Source organism: Rathayibacter sp. AY1B4, assembly GCF_002932815.1.
Taxonomy (GTDB): Bacteria; Actinomycetota; Actinomycetes; order Actinomycetales; family Microbacteriaceae; genus Rathayibacter.
The window spans coordinates 55,405-75,373 of record NZ_PSWN01000005.1 but is presented as its reverse complement, the minus strand read 5'-3'; the positions used below and the strand labels follow the sequence as shown (position 1 = coordinate 75,373).

Genomic DNA, 19,969 nt, shown 5'->3' with positions numbered 1-19,969 from the left:
GCGCACTCGAAGTCGTAGGTTGACGCCATGTCCACCGCCACCGCCGCCCCGGCCGAGCCGGAGGTGCTGTCGATCTCGCAGGTCGCCGCCGTCACCGGTCTCACCGTGCACACCCTGCGCTACTACGAGCGCGCCGGGCTCATGCTCGACCCGGTCGAGCGCGCCTCGTCGCAGCACCGCCGCTACCGGCCGGCCGACGTCGGCTGGGTCGACTTCCTCACCAAGCTCCGCGCGACCGGGATGCCGATCGCGAGGATCCGCGAGTACGCCCGGCTCCTCCGGATCGGGCCCGCCACGGAGCCGGAGCGCCTCGCGCTGCTCCGGACGCACCGCGAGGAGGTCGAGGCGCAGCTCGCCCGGACACACGCCAGCCTCGCCGCGATCGACATCAAGATCGCGGCGTACCAGGAGAGGACCACCCACTGATGAAGACGATCACCCTCGGATCCGACGTCGCCGCCCTCGAGGTCTCGCGCCTCGGGCTCGGCGCGATGGGCATGTCGGCGTTCTACACCGGCGCCGGCACCGACGACGCGGAGTCGATCCGCACCGTGCACCGCGCCCTCGAGCTCGGCGTCACGTTCCTCGACACCGCCGAGATCTACGGCCCGTACACCAACGAGGAGCTGCTCGGCCGCGCGCTGGCAGGCCGCCGCGACGAGGTGGTGCTGGCGAGCAAGTTCGGCATGATCCGCCACCGCGGCGACGGGGGCCGCGGACTCGACGGCTCCCCGGAGAACCTGCGGCTCGCCGTCGAGGGCTCGCTCGCGCGCCTCGGCACCGACCGCATCGACCTCTACTACCAGCACCGCATGGACCCGGGCGTCCCGGTCGAGGAGACCGCCGGGGCCTTCGCGGAGCTGATCCAGGAGGGCAAGCTCCGCGGCTACGGCCTCTCGGAGGCGGCGCCCGCGACGATCCGGCGCGCTCACGCCGTGCACCCGGTCACCGCTGTGCAGTCCGAGTACTCGCTGTGGACCCGCGACCCCGAGGCGGAGGTGCTGCCGGTCCTCCGCGAGCTCGGCATCGGCTTCGTCCCGTACTCGCCGCTGGGCCGCGGCTTCCTCACGGGCAGCATCCGCTCGGTCGCCGAGCTGGGCAGCGACGACTTCCGCCGCGACAACCCCCGCTTCGCCGACGGAGCGCTGGAGGCGAACCTCCGCATCGTGGAGGCCGTCGACCGTGTGGCGGCAGAGGCGGACGCGACCGCCGCGCAGGTGGCGCTCGCCTGGCTGCTCGCCCAGGGCGAGGACATCGCTCCGATCCCGGGCACCAAGCGCGTCTCGCGCATCGAGGAGAACGCGGCCGCGGACGCCCTCGTGCTGACCGCGGAGCAGCTCGACGTCCTCGGCGCGCTCGAGGCCCCCGTCGGCGACCGCTACGCCGACATGAGCTCCGTGAACCGCTGACCGCCCTGCGGGACGCCGCTCGCCGCGCGCACCCCGGGTGCGGCCGTGGGAGCGGCGTCCTCGCAGGAGTCAGTCCCTCGGCGGCAGCTCCCGCTTCGGGGTGTCCCGCTTCGGGGTGTCCCGCAGGTCGATGAGACCCGTGAACATCGCCCCCCGCTCGTTCGAGCGCTCGTCGCCCGAGAACAGGTTGTCCGGGGCGGAGGACCCGTGCCGGCGCGGGGTCGCGGCGGGAGCGGGCTCCCGCTCCATCTCGACGCGCTGACGCGGCAGGGCGACGGGGTCGTTCTCGTGCAGCCACGAGACGAGCCGCTCGCGCACGTAGCAGCGCAGGTCGAAGAGCGTCGGCGCGTCCTTCGCAGTGACGAGCACCCGGATCCGGACGAAGCCGCCCGTCGCGTCGGTCACCTGCAGCACGCTGGTGCGCCGGTCCCAGAGGTCGGTCTCCTCGAGCATGCGGTGCAGCTCCTCGCGCATCTGCTCGGGGCTGACCCGCCAGTCCAGGTCGAGCTCGACGGCGCCGAGCAGCTCGGACCCGGTGCGGGTCCAGTTCTGGAACGGCTGGGTCGTGAAGTAGTTCGTGGGCAGCACCAGGCGGCGGTCGTCCCAGAGGTGGACGACGACGTAGGTCAGCGTGATCTCCTCGATCCGCCCCCACTCGGTCTCGACGATCACCACGTCGTCCAGGCGGATGGCGTCGCTGAAGGCGAGCTGCATCCCGGCGAAGATGTTCGTGAGGCTCGACTGCGCGGCCAGGCCCGCCACGATCGAGAGCACGCCGGCCGAGGCCAGGAGGCTCGCACCGGCCGTGCGGGCCTCGGGGAAGGTCAGCAGCGAGGCGCCGATCGCGATGACCACGACGGCCGCCACGGCGACCCTCCGGATGATCGTCATCTGCGTGCGGAGGCGGCGTGCCCGGCGGTTGTCGGCCGTGTCGGTCCGGTAGCGCTCGGCGCCCAGGTCCTCGAGGAACACGAACAGGGAGCCGATCACCCACGCCGCCGCGCCGATCGTGGCGATCTGGAACACCCGCTGCACGAGACCCGGCCAGGGGTCGCCCGTCACGGTGGCGGCGAGCGCGGCCCAGACCGCGATGGTCATGAGCAACACGCGGAACGGGATGCGCAGACGCCGGATCAGCAGGCGCGCCCAGGTCTTGCGCTTGCCGACCGAGCGCAGCACGAGGGCGACGACGGCGGTCGCGACCACGGCGATCACGACCGCGATCACCACGGCGAGCGCGATCGAGCCGATCACGGGGAGGACGTCTTCGGGCACATCGGTCCTTTCTGGAGGGAAACGGAAGCGAACGGAGATCCTGCCACGCGAACGGGGGTCGGTCCGCATTCTGCGCCGAACACCGTGCGGATGCTCAGGCGCCTGTTGGCGTCGGCGGACGGAGACGTCGACCTCGCCTGGAGCACCGTCGCCCGGACCTTCACGCGGACGGGCATCACCCTGAGCCTGACCGCCGCCGCAGACGACCAGGCCCGGGCCTTCGACGCGCTCGACGTCGGGATCGGCTCCACGAGCGACGGCTTCCGCGGAGTCCTGCCGCCTTTCGACCCGTCGACCGACGCACCCTCCAGCGAGTGAGCACGGGCCGGCGCTCCCCCCGCGGGCGCTCCGAGGAGGTCGGGAACGGACTCGGACCGGGAACGACGAAGCCCCGCACCTCACGAGGAGGTGCGGGGCTGGTGGTGCACCCCCTCGGACTTGAACCGAGAACCCACTGATTAAGAGTCAGTTGCTCTGCCGATTGAGCTAGAGGTGCGTTCCGGCCGGCTGATCGTGCGTCCCGAACCGAGGGATCACATTACCAGCGTCTCCCCCCGTCTCGTCAAATCGAGTGCGACGGAACGCCCGCGGCAGCGATCGGAGGCTCCGCGGGACCCACCGGTATCGTGGTCGCGTGACCCCGCAGAGCAGTGACCAGAGCTTCGACGACGACCTCCGACTCGCCCTCCGCCTGGCGGACGCGGCCGATGCGATCTCGCGGGAGCGGTTCGGCGCGCTCGACCTCGTCGTGGACACGAAGCTCGACCGGACCCCGGTCACCGACGCCGACCGCGCCGTCGAGGAGGCGATCCGCGCGCTGCTCGCCGCCGAGCGTCCGGACGACGCGATCCTCGGCGAGGAGTTCGGCACCTCGGGCGAGGCCTCGCGGCAGTGGATCCTCGACCCGATCGACGGCACCGCCCACTTCCTCCGCGGCGTCCCGATCTGGGCGACCCTGATCGCGCTCGCGGTCGACGGCGTCCCCGTCGTCGGAGTCGTCTCCGCTCCCGCTCTCGGCACGCGCTGGTGGGCGGCCGAGGGCTCCGGCGCCTGGGCCGTCGAGCTGGAGGCCGGGGCCGAGCCGCGACCGCTGCGCGTCTCGGGGATCGACACGCTCGCCTCGGCGACCTTCAGCTACAACAGCATCCAGCAGTGGGAGGGCGCGGGCCGTCTCCCGCAGCTGCTCGAGCTCGCCGGCGCCGTCTGGCGCGACCGGGCGTACGGGGACGCGTGGCCCTACATGCTCGTCGCCGAGGGTCTCCTCGACGGTGCGGGCGAGTTCGACGTGAAGCCCTACGACCTGGCCGCCCTGGTGCCGATCGTGCAGGAGGCGGGCGGCCGCTTCACCTCCGCCGACGGGGAGGACGGGCCGTGGCACGGCAGCGCCGTCGCCACCAACGGCCTGCTGCACGACGAGGTGCTCGCGATCGTGGCGCCGCGATGAGGAGCCGGACGGCCGCGCTCGCCTCGGCGGCGCTCCTCCTGCTCCTCTCGGGCTGCTCCTCCGTCGTCGGGCCGGACGGCCCGGAGGCCGTGCGTGACGAGGGCGGCACGGTGGCGACCGCCGGCGTCACCGACGTGTTCTCGCTGCGGCGCGGCGACTGCCTGGCCGACCCGGGCGACGACCGCATCGCCGACGTGGACGTCGTCCCGTGCGCCGAGGAGCACGAACTGGAGGTCTTCCACACGTTCGCGCAGCCCGGAGACCGCTACACCAGCCGCAACACGCTGCTCGCCCAGGCCGAGGCGGGCTGCGAGCCGGAGTTCGGCGCCGTGATGGGGATCGCCTACGGCGACTCCGCCCTCGAGTACCGCTCGCTCGTCCCCTCCGAGGTCGGCTGGCGCCATGGAGACCGCACGATCGTCTGCGCGGTCCTCGATCCGGCCGACGACTCCACCACCGGCAGCCTCTTCGGCTCCGCTCGCTGACCACGGCTCCGATCGACCCCCGTTCGGCTCATTGACACGCGCTCCGGCGGAGCGCAGGGTGAAGGGACGACCGGCAGGCGCGAGGGGGCGCGGAGACCGGCGGCTCAGGAGTCGACATGCAGGACCGGCACGATCAGGAACCCCCCGAGCGCTCGCGCACGGCCGAGCAGCACTGGGGACCGGCGGACAGCCTGTTCCCGAGGCTCCACCGGCAGAGCTCCCTGCTCGCCGCGGCGGAGGCGGTCGCGCAGGTCGACGGGCCCGGCCCGGGCGACGTCTGGTCGCGGCTCCTGCACGACTACGCCCACGCCTCCGACCGCGTCGTCTCGGTGGACGGCGACGCCGAGGCCGCCACGCTCGGCTGGCTGAAGCCGCGCGGGGTGGTCTCGCTGCTGGTCACCGAGCGGTGCGACGACGACGCCGCCGCCGAGCACCTGGTGGCCGCGCTCGCCGCGATGAACGCCGTGACCCTCTCCGTGCACGAGGCGCGAGCAGTACGCCTCCGTCCTCTGCTGGACGTGCTGCACCGGCTCCTGCCCGACGCGTTCGCCGAGCTGCCGGTGGACCGCAGCGCCCACTACCCGGCCGGCACCGCCATCGCCGTGCTGGCGCCGGGCGTGCTCTACCGGGACTGGGCCCCGCCGCAGGCTCTCGCCGGCCCGGCGCACGACGACGACGACCGGCTGGCGATGCTCACCCTCTACGGGCGGATCAGACAGCTCGACGTGCGACCGTCGTGAGGGCGGCGGAGCGGAGCTCCCAGTGTGCGACGACGACCGGTGGTGGAGATGGGGGGAATCGAACCCCCGTCCATCGCTGTGATTCTGCGCCTTCTACGGGTGTAGCCGATGAGAGCGTTCTGCTCGGCCCCGACCGTTACCATCGGCGCATCGGTCGACGGGCCCAGCCCGAGTGCAAGTCCCGCGTCGCCCTCAGGCGTAACGACGCAGCAAGTCCTCTAGATGACGCCAGGATCCGGGGCGAGGACGCACCCACGGGCTGACGGACTATCTACTCTGGCTTAGGCAGCGAGAGCGAAGTCGGTGCGCTTCTGTTCGGCACCTGTGTTTTCCAGGGATCGTTGACGAGATGACCCTGGATCCTCGACCCGCTTCTCGCAGTTTCGCAGGCAATGTCGAAACCGATCATCCCCGCGAGCACTCGACGGCCCGGAGGCCGCTGGAGTGGGTCGTTCGTCGCACACTGTGGAGTTACGAGTCCTAGTCTACCTCAGCTCCGCGGGCGGTCACCCGGCGGCGGCGCAGATCGAGCAGACCCAGCACGAGCGCGAGCGCGATCAGCCCGAGGGTGACGAAGTAGCCGTTGCGGAAGGCGTCGTGGTAGCGGTCCAGCCCCTCCGCCATCCCCTGCTCGCTCGCCAGCGTCGCGAAGAAGACGGCGGAGGCGCAGGCGGTGCCGACCGCGGTGCCCACGCGCTGGCCGAGCTGGCCCACGGAGCCCGCCACGCCGCCCTGCGCCGGCGGGATCTCGGCGAGGGTGAGCGTCTGGTTCGGCGACACGACGAAGCCGCCGCCGGCCCCGGCGACGAGCATCGCGGCACCCATGCCGTAGGCCGCGGTCTCGGCCGGGAGGAGCTCGGCGGCGAGCAGCACGAGCGTGAAGCCGATGACCACGAGCACGATGCCGAGCACCACCAGTGCGCGGCCGTAGCGCTGCACGAGCTTGCCGCCGTACCAGGCGGTCACCGCCGAGGTCAGCGCGAACGGGATGCTCACCATGCCGGCGAACACCGGCTCGAGGCCGAGCCCCTGCTGGAGGAAGAGCGTCGTGAGGAGGAAGGTCGCCGGGATCGCGGCGAAGTAGGAGGTCGCGACCAGGATGCCGTTGCGGTAGGAGCTGGTCCGGAAGATGCGGAAGTCGATGACGGGCGTCCGCCCCGACGCGGCGTAGTGCGCCTCCCAGCGCACGAAGACGGCGGCGGCGGCCGCGGCGAGGACCAGCCAGAACCAGCGGTAGGGCGAGTCCGAGGAGGAGCCCGTGGTCAGCAGGAACGGCAGCATGAACGCGAAGATCGCGACCGCCAGCAGGAGCAGGCCGACCGGGTCGAGGGACCGGTCCCCCTCGGGCCGCGAGCGCTTCTTCGGGATGAGCTTCCAGGCGAAGACCAGCGCGGCGACGCCCAGCGGGATGTTCATCCAGAACAGCAGGCGCCAGCCGTCCTGCTCGCCGCCGATCGCGATCAGGAGGCCGCCGAGGGTCGGGCCGAAGGCGGTCGACAGGCCGATGGTCGCGCCGAAGACCCCGAAGGCCCGGGCCCGCTCGGCGCCGGTGAACATCTGCTGCACCAGCCCGAGGACCTGAGGCATCTGGATGCCCGCGGCGACGCCCTGCAGGAAGCGCGCGACGACGAGCAGCTCGATCGACGGCGCGAGCGCGCAGAGCAGGCTCGTCACCGTGAACGCGGTCAGCCCGATGAGGAACAGCAGGCGGCGCGAGCGGATGTCGCCCAGCCGACCGGCCGGCACGAGCGCCAGTCCGAAGGCGAGCGCGTAGCCCGCGACGATCAGCTGCAGCTGGCTCGCGTCCGCTCCGAGCGAGCGCTCGATCGACGGCAGGCCGACGTTGACCTTCGAGAGGTCGAGGATCGTGATGGCCGCGACTCCGACGCTCACCGCGAAGGCGCGCCACCGCGTCTTCTCGTCGGCGGCGCTCAGGGCGGCGGGGGCGCTGTTCTCGGGGGAGGTCACGCGCCCCAGTCTCCCAAAGCACGGGGCGCGAAGAAGAGGCTTGCGCGGCACCCGTCGGACAGTGCCCGCCGGGGCCTACTCGCCGAGGCGGCGGCGGGTCGACATCGCACGGTCCGCCTCGCGGCGGTCCTGGCGCTCTCGGAGGACCTGGCGCTTGTCGTAGTCCTTCTTGCCCTTGGCCACGGCAAGCTCGACCTTGGCCTTGCCGTCGCTGAAGTACAGCGAGAGCGGGATCAGCGTGTACCCGCCCTCCTTCACCTTGTTGTGGATCTTGAGGATCTGCGCCTTGTGCAGCAGCAGCTTGCGCTTGCGGCGCGGCGGGTGGTTCGTCCAGGTGCCCTGGGCCCACTCGTTGATGTGGACGGCGTCGAGCCACGCCTCTCCCCCGTCGACGAACGCGTAGCCGTCGACCAGCGAGGCTCGGCCGGCCCGGAGGGACTTCACCTCGGTGCCGGTGAGCACGAGGCCCGCCTCGTAGGTGTCCTCGATGAGGTAGTCGTGGCGCGCCTTGCGGTTGGTCGCGACGACCTTCTGTCCCTGTTCTCTGGGCACGGCTGCTCCTCGGGTCGCGAGCGGATGAAGGGGGCGGGCATCGTCGGGGCGATGCACCGGTGGGCCGCCCCGAACGGGACAGCCCACCAGTATACGTCCGGTCCGGGATCAGACCCGCAGGTACCGCGCGATCGCGACGTTCGCCGAGACGGCGGCCAGGACGATGCCGACCACGATCAGGATCGGCACGACGATCAGAGCGTCGTCGAGTCCCACGAAGGAGGTCAGCGGGATCCGGTACGCCAGGAACCCCTGCACGAAGACCTGCACGATGGCGACCACCGCGACTCCCGCGAGGATCGAGCCGACCAGCGCGGCGAAGACCCCCTCGAGGATGAACGGGGTCTGGATGAACCTGTTCGAGGCCCCCACGAGCCGCATGATGCCCAGCTCCCGTCTCCGCGAGAACGCCGAGAGGCGGATCGTGGTGGCGATGAGCAGCACGGCCGCGACGAGCATCAGGACGGCGATGCCGATCGCCGTGTAGCTCGCCGCGTTGAGGATCGAGAAGATCTGGTCGAGGTACTGCCGCTGGTCGGTGACGCTCTCGACTCCCGAGACGCTCGACAGGCTCTCCACGATGACGTCCGACTGGGTCGGGTCCTTCAGGTTGATCCAGAAGGTCTGGTTGAGCAGGTCGGGAGTGACGTACTCGGCGACCGGGTTGCCCGCGAACTGCTCCTGGAAGTTCGCGTAGGCCTGGTCGTGGTCCTCGAAGTAGGAGCGGTCGATGTACGGCGCGAGCGTGGCGCCCTCGAGCTGGCCCTGCACCGCGTCGATCTGCTCGGCGGTGGCGTCGGAGCCGCTGCAGTTCGAGCCGCCGGAGGTGGCGGTGCACATGTACACCGCGACCTGCGCCTTGTCGTACCAGAAGTTCTTCATCTGGCCGATCTGCATCTGGAGCAGGATCGCCGTGCCGACGAAGGTGAGGGAGATGAAGGTCACCAGGATCACCGAGACGACCATGGAGACGTTGCGCCGGAGGCCGCTGGCGACCTCCGACCAGATCAGTGCGAATCTCACTTGACGGGTCCTACGTTCTGCTGGTCGTCGCCGGTCTCGTCGCCCTCGCCCGCGTGGGCGCGGAGGCCGAGGCGCGCGGCGAGCGACTCCTCGGGCAGGGCGCCGCTGTCGGCGGGGAGGAAGATCGGACCGGTCTGGCTCTGCAGCTCGACGACGCGCGGGGCGGCGGCGGGCTCGGCGGCCGGCTCCGGCTCGCGCTCGCGCTCCGGCTCGACGGCGGCGGAGCGGCGGCCCTCGGGGACGCGGGGCTGGGCGGCGGTCTGCGAGAGGCGGGCCGGCTCGGGCGGCGGGGCCGGGGCCTCCTGGCGCAGGTCGATCTCGGGGACCTCGGCGGGCGCGAGCTCGCTGTCGATGATCGCCGGGGGCGCGGGCTGCTCGGCGACCGCGTGGTCGTCGGCCGCCACGACCACGACGCCGTCGTGGACGACGGTGATGCTCTCGGTCTGGCCGTAGCCGCCCTGGCTCTCGTCGCGGACGATGCTGCCGGCCGAGAGCTCGATGACGCGGCGCTTCATCTGGTCGACGATGCCGGCCTCGTGGGTCGCCATGATCACGGTCGTGCCGCCCGCGTTGATCCGCTCGAGCAGCGCCATGATGCCGGCGCTCGTGGTCGGGTCGAGGTTGCCCGTGGGCTCGTCGGCCAGCAGGACGGCCGGCTTGTTGACGACGGCGCGGGCGATCGCCACGCGCTGCTGCTCGCCGCCGGAGAGCTCGTGGGGCAGGCGCGACGCCTTGCCCGCGAGACCCACCATCTTGAGCGTGTCCGGGACGGCCTCCTGGATGTAGCCCTTCGACTTGCCGATCACCTGGAGGCTGAACGCGACGTTGTCGAAGACCGACTTGTTCGGCAGCAGCCGGAAGTCCTGGAACACGACGCCCATGTTGCGGCGGAAGTACGGGACCTTGCGGCTCGAGATCTTGCCGAGGTTCTGCCCGAGCACGTGGATCGACCCGGAGGAGGGGCGCTCCTCCTTGAGGATCAGGCGGAGGCAGCTCGACTTGCCGGAGCCGGAGGCGCCGACGAGGAAGACGAACTCGCCCCGGAGGATCTCGAGATCGATGGCGTTGAGGGCGGGTCTCGTGCCGCCCCGATACTGCTTGGAGACGTTGTCGAAGCGAATCATGTCGGTACGAGGGTAAGCGACGATCCCGAAGAGTCCGCCGAGGGGGCGCGCGGCGCGTCGGTGGGGACGCGCCCGCGCCGCGCTAGGAGGACTTCCGCCAGCGGATCCCGGCGGCGATGAAGCCGTCCAGATCGCCGTCGAACACGTGCGAGGGGTTGCCGACCTCGTGGTCGGTGCGCAGGTCCTTCACCATCTGGTACGGAGCGAGGACGTAGCTGCGCATCTGGTCGCCCCAGCTCGCGGTGATGGTGCCGGCGAGCTCCTTCTTGGTGGCCGCCTCCTGCTCCTTCTGCAGCAGCAGGAGCCGCGACTGGAGCACGCGCATCGCCGCGGCGCGGTTCTGGATCTGGCTCTTCTCGTTCTGCATCGACACGACGGTGCCGGTGGGCAGGTGGGTGAGCCGCACCGCGGAGTCGGTGGTGTTCACCGACTGGCCGCCGGGGCCGGAGGAGCGGAAGACGTCCACGCGGATGTCGTTGTCCGGGATCTCGATCGCCCCGGCCTCCTCCATCAGCGGGATGACCTCGACCGCGGCGAAGGAGGTCTGGCGCTTGCCCGCGGCGCCGAAGGGGCTCATCCGCACGAGGCGGTGGGTGCCGGCCTCGACCGAGAGCGTGCCGAAGGCGTAGGGGGCGTCGATCTGGAAGGTGGCCGACTTGATGCCCGCCTCCTCCGCGTAGCTGGCGTCCATGACGGTGGCCGCGTACTTGTGCTTCTCGGCCCAGCGGAGGTACATCCGCATCAGCATCTCGGCGAAGTCGGAGGCGTCGACGCCGCCCGCTCCCGCGCGGATGGTGACCACGGCGGGGCGGTCGTCGTACTCGCCGTCGAGCAGGGTCTGCACCTCGAGCTCGCCCATGACCTTCTGGAGGGAGGAGAGCTCGGCGATCGCCTCCTGCTCGGACTCGGCGTCCTCGGCCTCGTTCGCCATCTCGACGAGCACCTCGAGGTCGTCCAGGCGCCGGTCGATCGCGGTGATCCGCGCGAGCTCGGACTGGCGGTGGCTGAGGGCGCTGGTCACCTTCTGCGCGTTGGCCGTGTCGTCCCACAGGTCGGGGGCGCCGGCCTGCTCGCTGAGCTCGGCGATCTTCGAGCGGAGGCCGTCCACGTCGATGACGGCGCGGATGTCGGCGAAGGTGGAGCGGAGAGCAGTGATCTGCTCGGTGAAGTCGTTGTCCAGCATGGTGCGTCCAGACTACCGGGGGCCGGGGGCCGCCCTCCGGCCCGGGCGTACCCTGGGGACGGTGACCAGCACCGCTCCGCGCCCCTTCCCCGTCGGGCCGCTGCTGCTGTCGACCTTCCTCCCCACCCTCCTCTTCTCCATCGGCGAGGGTGCGATCATCCCCCTCCTGCCGGCCGCGGCGGGCGACCTCGGCGCGACGCTGGCGCTGGCGGGGCTCGTGGCCGGGATGATCATGATCGGCGAGCTGGCGGGCGACATCCCCAGCGGCTGGATCGTCTCGCGGATCGGCGAGCGCGGCGCCATGCTCGGAGCCTCGGCCGCGTCGATCCTCGGGCTCGTGGTGTGCCTGCTCTCGACGTCGTGGGTCGGGCTGACGATCGGCGTCTTCGTGATCGGCCTCGCGACCGCGGTCTTCGCGCTGGCGCGCCACGCGTTCATGACGTCGTTCGTCCCGATCACGCACCGCGCCCGCGCGCTCAGCGCCCTCGCCGGGGCGTTCCGCGCGGGCTGGCTGATCGGCCCGTTCCTGGCGGCCGGGGTGGTGCACCTCACCGGCTCCGTCGAGTCCGTCTTCTGGGTGCACATCGTCTGCTGCGTGGCGGCGGTCGTGGTCCTGCTGCTCGTGCCCGACCCCGCGACGGTCCTGCGGCGGGCGCAGGCGTCCGCCGACCGCGCAGCCCCGGGCGAGGTGGTCGCGGCGGAGGCGCCGGCGACCGTCCCGGAGTCGCCGCAGTCGCTGCTCGGGACGCTGCGCGAGCACCGCGGGGTCCTCGCTCGGATGGGGACCGGCGCCGCCGTGATCGGGGCGCTGCGGGCGAGCCGGACGCTGATCCTCCCCCTCTGGGCGGTGAGCATCGGGCTCGCCGAGACCGACACCGCGATCATCATCGGCATCGCCGGCGCGCTCGACTTCGCCCTCTTCTACGCCGGCGGCCAGCTGATGGACCGCTTCGGCCGGGGCGCCACCGCGATCCCCTCGATGATCGGCCTCGGGCTCGGCCACCTCGCCCTCGCCGCCTCGGTGCTCGCCCTCGATCCGGTGCCCTGGTTCGTCGCCGTGGCCTGCGTGCTCGCGGCCGCGAACGGCATCGGCTCCGGGATCCTGATGACCATCGGCGCCGATCTCGCGCCCCCGGCCGATCCGGCCCCGTTCCTCGGCGCGTTCCGCTTCACCGGTGACGCGGGCAACGCCGCCGCCCCGATCGTCGTGTCGGCGCTCACCGCCCTCGTCTCCCTCCCCTTCGCCGCCGTCGTGATGGGGGTGCTCGGTCTGGGCGGAGCGGGGGCGCTCGCCCGCTGGATCCCGCGGTACCTCCCCCGGGCGGCTTTCCGCGGCTGAGGCGCGGAGCCCTCCTCCTACACTGGAGCCCGCACGCGGGAGTGGTGGAATGGCAGACACGCAGGATTTAGGTTCCTGTGCCGAGAGGCGTGAGGGTTCGAGTCCCTCCTTCCGCACGGGATCGGCCGGTACGCTGAGCGCGCTCGCGTGACCGCCGACCGGCCACCGGCCCCCGTCGACTGGAGATCCGTTGAACCACGCCGCCCTCGTCCCCTGGCTCGATCCGGAGACGATCCTGACCTCGTTCGGCCCCTGGGGCGTGCTCGTGGTCTGCCTCATCGTGTTCGCCGAGACCGGACTGCTGATCGGCTTCCTCTTCCCGGGCGACACTCTGCTGATCATCACGGGCCTGCTGGCGCACGAGAACGCGTCGAACGGCGGCCTCGGCGTCCCGATCTGGCTCATCTGCCTGGCCGTCGGGTTCTCGGCCTTCGTCGGCGGCGAGGTCGGCTACCTGATCGGGCACAAGGCCGGCCCGCGCATCTTCGAGCGCAAGGAGTCCGGCTTCTTCAGCATCGAGAACGTGAAGCGGACCAACGCGTTCTTCGAGCGCTTCGGCGGCCTCGCCGTGATCCTCGCCCGCTTCGTGCCGATCGTCCGCACCTTCGCGCCGATCGCGGCCGGCGTGGCTCACATGAACTACCGCAAGTACAGCCTCTACAACCTCATCGGCGCCCTGATCTGGGGCAGCGGGGTCACCCTGATCGGATGGCTGCTCGCCTTCATCCCGCCGGTCGCCGACTTCGTCTCGCACTACATCGACGTGATCCTGATCGGCGCGGTCGTGCTCGCGCTGGTGCCGACGCTGTTCCACTTCTTCCAGCAGCAGCGCAAGGCGAAGCTCGCCGCCGACCCCGAGACCGACTCGACCGAGTCGGCCGCCTACGTGCTCGACGCCGACACCCTGGACGACAAGCACCCGAAGTCCTGACCTCCGCCTCCGGGGGACGCCACTCCGGCACGCGGCACGCCGACAGGCGTGCACCGGAGCGGCATCCCGCGGTGGGAACCCGCCGGGGTCAGAGCCGGGCGGACAGGGCGGCGAGCTCGGCGCGCAGCGCGGTGAAGGCGCGGGCGCGGTGGCTCCGGGCGTTCTTCTGCTCGGGAGCGAGCTCGGCCGCCGTGAGCGCCCCGGCCTCGGGGACGAACACCGGGTCGTAGCCGTGGCCGTTCGCACCGCGCGGGGCCGTCGCGATCGCGCCGTCCCAGCGGCCCTCGACCACCGTCTCCTGCCCGCCGGGGAGCACGGAGTCCGGCACCACGAGGGCGATGGTGCAGCTGAAGTGCGCACCGCGGTGCTCCGCCTTCACGTCGTGCAGCTGCGCCAGGAGGAGCTCGAGGTTGGCCGTCGCGTCGTGCGCGCGTCCCGACCAGCGGGCCGAGAAGATGCCCGGCGCGCCGCCGAGGACGTCGACGCAGATCCCGGAGTCGTCCGCGAGCGCCACGAGGCCGGTGTGCGCCGCCGCCGCGCGCGCTTTGATCAGCGCGTTCTCGGCGAAGCTCACGCCGTCCTCGACGGGCTCGGGTCCGTCGTAGGCGCGGACGCCGACTCCGGGGAGCGCGCCGGCCAGCATGGCGCGGAACTCCTCCACCTTGCCCGCGTTGTGCGTGGCGAGGACGAGGTCCAGGCTCACGCTCCGGGCTCCGCGGCGAGCGCTTCGGCCTGGATGCGGGCGAGGTCGGAGGCACCGGCGACCGCGAGGTCGAGCAGGGCGTCGAGCTCGCGGCGGTCGAACGGGGCCCCCTCGGCGGTGCCCTGCACCTCGACGAACAGGCCGCGTCCGGTGACGACGACGTTCATGTCGGTCTCGGCGCGCACGTCCTCGACGTAGGCCAGGTCGAGCATCGGCACGCCGTCGATGATGCCGACGGACACCGCCGAGAGGCTGTCGATCAGCGGCTGCGCCTTCTGCCCCACGTACTTCTTGCCGCGCGCCCACTCGATCGCGTCGGCCATCGCCACGTAGGCGCCGGTGATCGCCGCGGTGCGGGTGCCGCCGTCGGCCTGGAGGACGTCGCAGTCGATCACGAGGGTGTTCTCGCCGAGCGCCTTCGTGTCGACCACCGCGCGCAGGCTCCGGCCGATCAGCCGCGAGATCTCGTGCGTGCGCCCGCCGACCTTCCCCTTGACCGACTCGCGGTCCATGCGGGAGTCGGTGGATCGGGGCAGCATCGCGTACTCGGCGGTGACCCAGCCCTTGCCCTTGCCCTGCAGCCAGCGCGGCACGCCGTTCGTGAAGGAGGCGGTGCAGAGCACCCTGGTGTTCCCGAACGAGACGAGCGCGGAGCCCTCCGCCTGGGAGCTCCAGCCGCGCTCGATCGTCACGGTGCGCAGCTCGTCGGGCGCCCGCCCGTCCTTGCGCGCGGCCTTCGATGCGGTGCTGTCGGTCACTCGGGTCTCCCTCGATCGTGCGGGAGCGCGGCCCGGTCGAGCTCGCGCAGGTTGATGGTGCCGGTCTCGACGAGGTCGACGCTCGAGACCTCCGGACCGAGGAAGCGGCGGGCGAGGCGGACGAAGTCGCTCGAGCCCGTCTCCTCCCACCGGTAGGTCGGAGGCGCGGCGGAGGTGCGCTGCAGGCCGTGCGCCACGAGGGTGCGGTAGACGTCGAGCGCGGTCTCCTCGGCGCTCGAGACGAGGCGGACGTCCGGCCCCATCACGTACGCGATGGCACCGCGCAGCAGCGGGTAGTGGGTGCAGCCGAGGACGAGCGTGTCGACCCCCGCGGCCTTGAGCGGCGCGAGGTACTCCTCCGCCACCGCGAGCAGCTCGTCGCTCCAGGTGACTCCCGCCTCGACGAACTCGACGAAGCGCGGGCAGGCGGCGGTGAACAGCTGCAGGTCGGGCGCGGCGACGAAGGCGTCGTCGTAGGCGCGGGAGCGGATCGTCCCGACCGTGCCGATCACGCCGACGCGGCGGTTGCGGGTGTCGCGGACAGCGCTGCGGACGGCGGGCTGGATGACCTCGATCACCGGGATGCCGCGGCCGAGCGTGTAGCGCTCGCGGGCGTCGCGCATCATCGCGGCCGAGGCGGTGTTGCAGGCGATGACGAGCAGCTTGGCGCCCTGGTCGACCAGCGTGTCGAGGGTGTCGAGGGCGTAGGCGCGGACGTCGGCGAGCGGCTTGGGGCCGTAGGGCGAGTGCGCGGTGTCGCCGAGGTAGACGATCGACTCGTTCTGCAGCTGGTCGATCACGGAGCGGGCGACGGTGAGCCCGCCGACTCCGGAGTCGAAGATGCCCAGCGGTGCGTCCGTCACGGAGGAACAGCCTACCCGCGCCCTGCGGCCCGGTCCCGGCCGCACGCCGTTCCCGGGCCCGGCGGCGTGCGCAAGCCCCGGCACCCGCGCCTGGGCCGCGCGGGGGCGGCCGTGGAACACTGAGCGGATGGACTCCACGGCCTTCCTCACCGACCGGTACGAGCTCACGATGGTCGAGGGCGCCCTCGGCAGCGGCACCGCCGACCGCCGCTGCATGTTCGAGGTGTTCGCCCGGAGCCTCCCGCCCGGACGCCGCTACGGCGTGCTCGCGGGCACCGGCCGGCTCCTCGAGCTCATCTCGCGCTTCCGCTTCGGCGACGACGAGCTGTCCTGGCTCCGCGAGAACCGCGTGGTCGACTCCCGCACGCTGGACTGGCTCGCCGACTACCGCTTCCGGGGCGACGTCTGGGGCTACCGCGAGGGCGAGGTCTACCTCCCGGGCTCCCCCGTGCTCATCGTCGAGGCGCCCTTCGCCGACGGCGTGCTGCTGGAGACCCTGGTGCTCAGCGTCCTCAACCACGACAGCGCCGTGGCGAGCGCCGCCGCGCGGATGGTCTCGGCCGCCGACGGGCGGCCGCTCGCCGAGATGGGCTCGCGCCGCGCCGGTGAGCGGTCCGCCGTCGCCGCGGCTCGCGCCGCCTACATCGCCGGATTCGGCGCCTCCTCGAACCTGGAGGCGGGCCGCAGCTTCGGCGTGCCCACGATGGGCACCTCCGCGCACTCCTTCACGCTCCTCCACGACTCGGAGGAGGAGGCCTTCCGCGCGCAGGTCGCCGCGCTCGGCTCCGGCACGACCCTCCTGGTGGACACCTACGACGTGACGGCCGCCGTCGACCTGGCGGTCCGCGTCGCCGGCACCGGCCTCGGCGCTGTGCGCATCGACTCCGGCGACCTCCCCCAGCAGGTGGCCGCCGTCCGGCAGCAGCTGGACGCGCTCGGCGCGACCGGCACGCGCATCACCGTCACCAACGACCTCGACGAGTACGGGATCGCCGCGCTCGCGGCCTCACCGGTCGACTCCTACGGCGTCGGCACCTCGGTGGCTACGGGCTCGGGCCACCCGACGGCGGGCATGGTCTACAAGCTGGTCGCGCACGAGGACGACGCGGGCGAGTGGGTCGCGGTGGCGAAGAAGTCGGTCTCGAAGGCGTCGATCGGCGGACGGAAGGCCGCCGGCCGTCTGCTCTCCGACGACGGGGTCGCCGAGGCCGAGGTCGTGCACGTGGGCGCCGGCCCCGAGGGCGCCGTCGGCGAGGACGAGCGGGCGCTGCTCGTCCCCCTGATCGAGGACGGGACGATCCGTCCCGAGCACCTCGGCATCGAGGGAGTGGCGGCAGCCCGCGCGCACCACGCGAACGCGGTCCTCGAGCTTCCGATCGACGCGCTCCGGCTCGGCCGCGGCGAGCCCGTCATCCCGACCCGCTACGAATGAGCGGGGCGGGAGCTCACTTCATCTTCGCGTAGATCTCCTTGCAGGCCGGGCACACCGGGAACTTCTCCGGGTCGCGGCCCGGGAGCCACTTCTTGCCGCAGAGCGCGCGGACCGGCTTGCCGGTGATGGCGCTCTCGAGGATCTTGTCCTTCGGCACGTAGTGGGAGAAGCGCTCGTGGTCGCCCGGCTCGATGGACTCCTGGTTGAGGAGCTCCTCGAGCTCGCGGTCGAGCGTGGCGGTTCCTCCGCCTCCCTCGAGGGGGTCGGTGCTGCTGTTCTGGACGCGCGGAATCATGCCGACGATCCTACGCGCGGAGCCCGGGCCCGCGGCCGTGCGCTCCGGATCGGGCGGCGCTAGTAGCGGCTGGTGAACGCGACCAGCTCGGTCGCGCGGCGCTCGAACAGCCGGCCGCCGAGGAGCACGCCGAGGGCGAAGACGACCACGGCGCTGCCGAAGCCGACGAGCACGGCGTCGCCCGCCGCCTCCGGGTCGACGAACAGGGCCCGGACGCCGAGCACCACGGCCGGAGCCGAGAGGAGCAGCCCCAGGCCGAACGCCAGGGACTGCGGACCGGCGCCGCTGGCTCCGGGGGCCTGGGGCTGCGTGAACGCGCTGTCGCCCGGGCGCGGAGCCGGATAGGCGAGCCGTGCCGAGACGGCGCTGGCGACGCCGGCGGGGACGAGCAGGAGGCAGGTGTTCACCGCGAGCACGACGGGCAGCGCATCGGGGAGACCCGAGGTCGCGCTGCTGATCAGCGAGCCGAGCACGACGACCGGCACGCCGAGCAGGAGGGTCGGGAAGGCGCGGCCGAGCCGGTCCGACCAGCCGCGGACGCCCGCGGCCACGTGGAGCCAGAACGCCGAGCCGTCGTAGGCGACGTCGTTGTGCAGGAACCAGCCGAGGAACAGCGCGATCAGCGGGACCGGGAGCAGCGAGAGCAGCGGGAAGGGGACGCCGACGACCGCGAGCAGCAGCAGGGCCGCGACCGGCAGCACCGGCACGGCGACGAGCGACGCCTGGTAGCGCGGATCCCGGAGCCAGTAGGTGATGCTGCGCGCCGCGATCGCGCCGGTCCGGGTCGAGCCGAGGACGTCGAACCAGCCCAGCCGGAGGCCGCGCGGCGGCCGGTGCGTGCGCTCGGGGCGTTCCGTCAGCAGGCGGACGACGAGCCACCAGACCGCGCCCGCCGCGACGAGCGTCACCAGGGCCAGCAGGAGCGGGCCGAGCGCGTCGCCGGTCCGGGCGGCCGGGGCGATCATCCACGCCGCACCGAACGGAGTGGCCCCCATCGCCGCACCCCAGCGCTCGAGCACCGGGGTGTCCCCCGTGTCGACCAGCGCCGCGGCACCGAGGGCGGCGGGACCGCCGAGCATCAGCACCAGGCCGAGGACGGCCAGCAGCTCGCGGGCGGTCCGGGAGGGGACGAGGGCGGCGGAGGCGGCGAGGCCGATCCGCGCGAACAGCGAGGCCGTCGCCACCGCGAGGAGCGGGCCGACCACGGCGAAGGCGCCTGCGCCCGGGACGAGCGGCGCGCTCGCGAGCCCGACCACCAGCAGGGCGAGCGTGGGGACCGAGACGAGGCCGGCCAGGGCGAGCGCCCCGGCGAGGCGGAGCGGCGGAAGGCCGAAGAGGCGGAACGCGCGCGGATCCATCGGGTCGAGCGGGCCGAGCAGGAAGGGCAGCACCAGGAAGCCGACGGAGACGAGTCCGCCGGCGGTCACGAGAGCGCCCGCCGCCGCGTCCGAGGAGCGCAGCGCGCCGATCGCCCCGATCAGCAGGGCCGTCACCGCGACGACCACGAGCACGCCCAGGACGACGCCGGCCGAGCGCGCGGGCCCGGAGCGGAACGCGCCCAGGAGGACGTCGATCCTCAGCCGGAGAAGTCGTGCAGCCACTGCAGCCCCTCGGCGATCTGCTTGCCGCCCGCGAGCTCGAGGAAGCGCTCCTCCAGCGTCGCGGTGCCGGCGACCTCCGCGACCGTCCCGGAGGCGAGCACGCGCCCGCCGACGATCACGGCCACGTCGTCGCAGACGCGCTCGATGAAGTCGAGCCCGTGGCTGGAGAGGACGACGGTGCCGCCGCCCTCGACGAAGCGGCGCAGCACGGTGATCACGGCGGCCGAGGAGACCGGGTCCACCGACTCGAACGGCTCGTCGAGGACCAGCACGCGCGGGGCGTGGATCATCGCCGCCGCGAGGGCGACCTTCTTCGCCATCCCCGCGGAGTAGTCCGAGATCAGGCGCTCCAGCGCGTCGGAGAGGCCGAGCGCCTCGGCCAGCTCGACCGTGCGCTGCTTCGCCGTGGCGAGGTCGATGCCGCGCAGCGCGGCGGAGTAGGCGAGGAACTGGGCGCCGGTGAGCCGGTCGAACAGCCGGAGGCGGTCGGGCAGGACCCCGATCAGCGGCTTCGCGGCCGACGGGTCCTTCCAGACGTCGACGCCGTGCACGAGGACGCGGCCGGTGTCGGGTCGCAGAAGGCCCGTCATCATCGAGAGCGTGGTGGTCTTGCCCGCGCCGTTCGGGCCGATGATCCCGTAGAAGGTCCCCGCGCGGACGGCCAGGTCGATGCGGTCGACCGCCACCGTCCTCCCGAAGGTCCGGGTCAGCTGGTGCAGCTCGAAGACGACGGGCGAGGCGCCGTCCGGATCCGCGGCACCCTCAGCGGGCTCGGCGTTCGTCACGGACGTCATCCGGCTACGGTACCAACTCGCCCGCAGGCCCCCGGCGCCCGCGCCGACAC

The 19,969-nt window shown here is 72.5% G+C and carries 21 protein-coding genes, 2 tRNA genes and 1 other RNA gene; 10 read left to right on the top strand and 14 right to left on the bottom strand.

The window, feature by feature from the left end:
* Nucleotides 1-27: 27 nt before the first annotated feature.
* Nucleotides 28-426 carry a MerR family transcriptional regulator gene (locus C5D66_RS04710; RefSeq protein WP_104223551.1) on the top strand — a complete coding sequence of 133 codons (399 nt, stop codon included), beginning with the start codon at nucleotides 28-30 and terminating at the stop codon, nucleotides 424-426.
* Nucleotides 426-1,409, top strand: a complete 984-nt coding sequence (locus C5D66_RS04705) for an aldo/keto reductase (protein ID WP_104226238.1) — start codon at nucleotides 426-428, stop codon at nucleotides 1,407-1,409. The genes C5D66_RS04710 and C5D66_RS04705 overlap by 1 nt, the downstream gene beginning before the upstream one ends.
* 69 nt (nucleotides 1,410-1,478) lie before the next feature.
* Here C5D66_RS04705 and C5D66_RS04700 read toward each other — a convergent pair whose 3' ends face one another.
* Complete coding sequence (locus C5D66_RS04700; protein WP_258063827.1) at nucleotides 1,479-2,684, bottom strand: mechanosensitive ion channel family protein; 1,206 nt, start codon at nucleotides 2,682-2,684, stop codon at nucleotides 1,479-1,481.
* Nucleotides 2,685-2,774: 90 nt separating this feature from the next.
* On the opposite strand from C5D66_RS04700, the gene C5D66_RS04695 reads away from it, so the two are divergent.
* Entirely contained in the window at nucleotides 2,775-3,002 is a 228-nt protein-coding gene (locus tag C5D66_RS04695; protein ID WP_146083179.1) for a hypothetical protein, read from the top strand.
* Between the two features lie 102 nt (nucleotides 3,003-3,104).
* Here the strand turns inward: C5D66_RS04695 and C5D66_RS04690 are convergent.
* A tRNA-Lys gene (locus C5D66_RS04690) sits at nucleotides 3,105-3,180 on the bottom strand.
* Nucleotides 3,181-3,318: 138 nt separating this feature from the next.
* Here C5D66_RS04690 and C5D66_RS04685 point away from each other — a divergent pair.
* The 3 genes from C5D66_RS04685 (at nucleotide 3,319) to C5D66_RS04675 (ending at nucleotide 5,353) form a co-directional block, all read left to right on the top strand.
* Nucleotides 3,319-4,128, top strand: coding sequence for an inositol monophosphatase family protein (locus C5D66_RS04685; protein ID WP_104223554.1), 810 nt, complete (start codon nucleotides 3,319-3,321; stop codon nucleotides 4,126-4,128).
* Nucleotides 4,125-4,613 (top strand): septum formation family protein, encoded by a 489-nt coding sequence (locus C5D66_RS04680; RefSeq protein ID WP_104233204.1) that lies wholly within the window; start codon nucleotides 4,125-4,127, stop codon nucleotides 4,611-4,613. The genes C5D66_RS04685 and C5D66_RS04680 overlap by 4 nt, the downstream gene beginning before the upstream one ends.
* Nucleotides 4,614-4,729: 116 nt before the next feature.
* On the top strand, nucleotides 4,730-5,353 hold the full coding sequence (locus C5D66_RS04675; RefSeq protein ID WP_104256029.1) for a hypothetical protein: 624 nt from the start codon (nucleotides 4,730-4,732) through the stop codon (nucleotides 5,351-5,353).
* A gap of 40 nt (nucleotides 5,354-5,393) precedes the next feature.
* Here C5D66_RS04675 and ssrA read toward each other — a convergent pair.
* The 6 genes from ssrA to prfB form a co-directional block, all read right to left on the bottom strand.
* Nucleotides 5,394-5,766: a transfer-messenger RNA gene (gene ssrA, locus C5D66_RS04670) on the bottom strand.
* 67 nt (nucleotides 5,767-5,833) lie between these two features.
* Nucleotides 5,834-7,321 carry an MFS transporter gene (locus C5D66_RS04665; RefSeq protein WP_104223557.1) on the bottom strand — a complete coding sequence of 496 codons (1,488 nt, stop codon included), beginning with the start codon at nucleotides 7,319-7,321 and terminating at the stop codon, nucleotides 5,834-5,836.
* 75 nt (nucleotides 7,322-7,396) lie between these two features.
* A complete protein-coding gene (smpB, locus tag C5D66_RS04660; protein WP_104223558.1) occupies nucleotides 7,397-7,873 on the bottom strand; it encodes an SsrA-binding protein SmpB in 477 nt (158 codons plus the stop codon).
* Nucleotides 7,874-7,981: 108 nt separating this feature from the next.
* Nucleotides 7,982-8,896 (bottom strand): permease-like cell division protein FtsX, encoded by a 915-nt coding sequence (gene ftsX / locus C5D66_RS04655; RefSeq protein WP_104223559.1) that lies wholly within the window; start codon nucleotides 8,894-8,896, stop codon nucleotides 7,982-7,984.
* A complete protein-coding gene (gene ftsE, locus C5D66_RS04650) occupies nucleotides 8,893-10,020 on the bottom strand; it encodes a cell division ATP-binding protein FtsE (RefSeq protein ID WP_104256030.1) in 1,128 nt (375 codons plus the stop codon). Before ftsE ends, ftsX begins: the two co-directional genes overlap by 4 nt.
* 82 nt (nucleotides 10,021-10,102) lie before the next feature.
* On the bottom strand, nucleotides 10,103-11,203 hold the full coding sequence (gene prfB / locus C5D66_RS04645; protein ID WP_104226967.1) for a peptide chain release factor 2: 1,101 nt from the start codon (nucleotides 11,201-11,203) through the stop codon (nucleotides 10,103-10,105).
* A gap of 61 nt (nucleotides 11,204-11,264) precedes the next feature.
* Between prfB and C5D66_RS04640 the strand changes: the two genes are divergently transcribed.
* The 3 genes from C5D66_RS04640 (at nucleotide 11,265) to C5D66_RS04630 (ending at nucleotide 13,473) form a co-directional block, all read left to right on the top strand.
* The gene (locus C5D66_RS04640; protein WP_258063829.1) at nucleotides 11,265-12,542 is read left to right on the top strand and encodes an MFS transporter; all 1,278 of its coding nucleotides are present in this window, start codon (nucleotides 11,265-11,267) and stop codon (nucleotides 12,540-12,542) included.
* A gap of 35 nt (nucleotides 12,543-12,577) precedes the next feature.
* Nucleotides 12,578-12,658, top strand: a tRNA-Leu gene (locus tag C5D66_RS04635).
* Nucleotides 12,659-12,732: 74 nt separating this feature from the next.
* Complete coding sequence (locus C5D66_RS04630) at nucleotides 12,733-13,473, top strand: DedA family protein (RefSeq protein WP_104238166.1); 741 nt, start codon at nucleotides 12,733-12,735, stop codon at nucleotides 13,471-13,473.
* Between the two features lie 88 nt (nucleotides 13,474-13,561).
* Here C5D66_RS04630 and rdgB read toward each other — a convergent pair whose 3' ends face one another.
* The 3 genes from rdgB to murI are packed head-to-tail and all read right to left on the bottom strand — an operon-like array spanning nucleotide 13,562 to nucleotide 15,797.
* Nucleotides 13,562-14,176, bottom strand: coding sequence for an RdgB/HAM1 family non-canonical purine NTP pyrophosphatase (gene rdgB / locus C5D66_RS04625; protein WP_104223564.1), 615 nt, complete (start codon nucleotides 14,174-14,176; stop codon nucleotides 13,562-13,564).
* Nucleotides 14,173-14,934 (bottom strand): ribonuclease PH, encoded by a 762-nt coding sequence (gene rph / locus C5D66_RS04620; RefSeq protein WP_104326804.1) that lies wholly within the window; start codon nucleotides 14,932-14,934, stop codon nucleotides 14,173-14,175. Before rph ends, rdgB begins: the two co-directional genes overlap by 4 nt.
* Entirely contained in the window at nucleotides 14,931-15,797 is an 867-nt protein-coding gene (gene murI, locus C5D66_RS04615; protein WP_104223566.1) for a glutamate racemase, read from the bottom strand. The genes rph and murI overlap by 4 nt, the downstream gene beginning before the upstream one ends.
* A 127-nt stretch (nucleotides 15,798-15,924) precedes the next feature.
* Here murI and C5D66_RS04610 point away from each other — a divergent pair, with 127 nt between their 5' ends.
* The gene (locus C5D66_RS04610; protein ID WP_104326803.1) at nucleotides 15,925-17,229 is read left to right on the top strand and encodes a nicotinate phosphoribosyltransferase; all 1,305 of its coding nucleotides are present in this window, start codon (nucleotides 15,925-15,927) and stop codon (nucleotides 17,227-17,229) included.
* A 13-nt stretch (nucleotides 17,230-17,242) separates the two neighbouring features.
* Here C5D66_RS04610 and C5D66_RS04605 read toward each other — a convergent pair whose 3' ends face one another.
* From C5D66_RS04605 to C5D66_RS04595, 3 genes are read right to left on the bottom strand one after another with little or no spacing between them, the layout of a single operon-like run.
* Nucleotides 17,243-17,524 (bottom strand): DUF3039 domain-containing protein, encoded by a 282-nt coding sequence (locus tag C5D66_RS04605; protein ID WP_104223568.1) that lies wholly within the window; start codon nucleotides 17,522-17,524, stop codon nucleotides 17,243-17,245.
* Nucleotides 17,525-17,583: 59 nt separating this feature from the next.
* Nucleotides 17,584-19,125, bottom strand: coding sequence for an ABC transporter permease (locus C5D66_RS04600; protein ID WP_104326802.1), 1,542 nt, complete (start codon nucleotides 19,123-19,125; stop codon nucleotides 17,584-17,586).
* Complete coding sequence (locus C5D66_RS04595) at nucleotides 19,101-19,919, bottom strand: ABC transporter ATP-binding protein (protein WP_104223570.1); 819 nt, start codon at nucleotides 19,917-19,919, stop codon at nucleotides 19,101-19,103. Before C5D66_RS04595 ends, C5D66_RS04600 begins: the two co-directional genes overlap by 25 nt.
* Between the last annotated feature and the right edge of the window lie 50 nt (nucleotides 19,920-19,969).

Excerpts from the sequence above, each read along its gene's own strand:
- C5D66_RS04605 (WP_104223568.1), bottom strand. The coding sequence starts at position 17,524 with ATGATTCCGCGCGTCCAGAACAGCAGCACCGACCCCCTCGAGGGAGGC.
- C5D66_RS04595 (WP_104223570.1), bottom strand. The coding sequence starts at position 19,919 with ATGACGTCCGTGACGAACGCCGAGCCCGCTGAGGGTGCCGCGGATCCG.
- C5D66_RS04705 (WP_104226238.1), top strand. The coding sequence starts at position 426 with ATGAAGACGATCACCCTCGGATCCGACGTCGCCGCCCTCGAGGTCTCG.
- C5D66_RS04675 (WP_104256029.1), top strand. The coding sequence starts at position 4,730 with ATGCAGGACCGGCACGATCAGGAACCCCCCGAGCGCTCGCGCACGGCC.
- C5D66_RS04610 (WP_104326803.1), top strand. The coding sequence starts at position 15,925 with ATGGACTCCACGGCCTTCCTCACCGACCGGTACGAGCTCACGATGGTC.
- ftsE (WP_104256030.1), bottom strand. The coding sequence starts at position 10,020 with ATGATTCGCTTCGACAACGTCTCCAAGCAGTATCGGGGCGGCACGAGA.
- prfB (WP_104226967.1), bottom strand. The coding sequence starts at position 11,203 with ATGCTGGACAACGACTTCACCGAGCAGATCACTGCTCTCCGCTCCACC.
- C5D66_RS04680 (WP_104233204.1), top strand. The coding sequence starts at position 4,125 with ATGAGGAGCCGGACGGCCGCGCTCGCCTCGGCGGCGCTCCTCCTGCTC.
- C5D66_RS04710 (WP_104223551.1), top strand. The coding sequence starts at position 28 with ATGTCCACCGCCACCGCCGCCCCGGCCGAGCCGGAGGTGCTGTCGATC.
- C5D66_RS04695 (WP_146083179.1), top strand. The coding sequence starts at position 2,775 with ATGCTCAGGCGCCTGTTGGCGTCGGCGGACGGAGACGTCGACCTCGCC.